This is a genomic window from Xenorhabdus beddingii, from assembly GCF_002127545.1.
Lineage (GTDB): Bacteria > Pseudomonadota > Gammaproteobacteria > Enterobacterales > Enterobacteriaceae > Xenorhabdus > Xenorhabdus beddingii.
This window is the reverse complement of sequence record NZ_MUBK01000156.1, coordinates 1-593: the sequence shown is the minus strand read 5'-3', so window position 1 is coordinate 593 and position 593 is coordinate 1. Positions and strand designations below refer to the sequence as shown.

Below are 593 nucleotides of genomic sequence, written 5' to 3'. Positions count from 1 at the left end.
GTTCAAATCAACGAGGTACTCGCGACAAAACATTTCTTGTTTGTCGGTGAGTGCCATTTCTTGTTACTCCATATAGTAAAAAACCACCCGAAGGTGGTTGATATATATTCTTATTGCCTATGCCATTTGCCATTTGGAGCGGTGAGATTTGCATTCATTAATAACTGAACAAATATGTTTACCAGGGTACAGATCTCTCTTAACCTCTCTTTGAAAACTTGTATTTTTGGGTGGTTCAAGGTGGTCAAATTTTATATTATCAACCTCGCTCCATAATGAATAAGATATTCCATCCTTAATAAGTCTTACTTCAGTAAACACCATCGCGAAGTGAATATCCTGATCATGCTCTCCAATAATTTCATATTTCAGAAAATTGCCGTCATTGTTATCTATATAAACTGTTTTTAATACATTATGTAGAGTCATATTTTTCCCTTGCAAGGTGAGATAAGTGACTTATTATTATACAGTACAAAATTTAATCCACAAAGCTCTATCAAGCACCCGTTTTTTGGATGCTTTGCAGAATTTTGTGAAATAGTTATTTTTGCTCTTTTAAACGCTTTTCTTGTTCACTCTGAAACTGAGCT

At 34.2% G+C, this 593-nt stretch carries 1 protein-coding gene; it reads right to left on the bottom strand.

The annotated features are described in order from the left end of the window. Window positions 1-117: 117 nt before the first annotated feature. Window positions 118-429 carry a hypothetical protein gene (locus tag Xbed_RS19015; protein ID WP_086114334.1) on the bottom strand — a complete coding sequence of 104 codons (312 nt, stop codon included), beginning with the start codon at window positions 427-429 and terminating at the stop codon, window positions 118-120. Window positions 430-593: the final 164 nt, after the last annotated feature.

Coding starts and splice junctions, on each gene's coding strand:
- Xbed_RS19015 (WP_086114334.1), bottom strand. CDS start 429: ATGACTCTACATAATGTATTAAAAACAGTTTATATAGATAACAATGAC.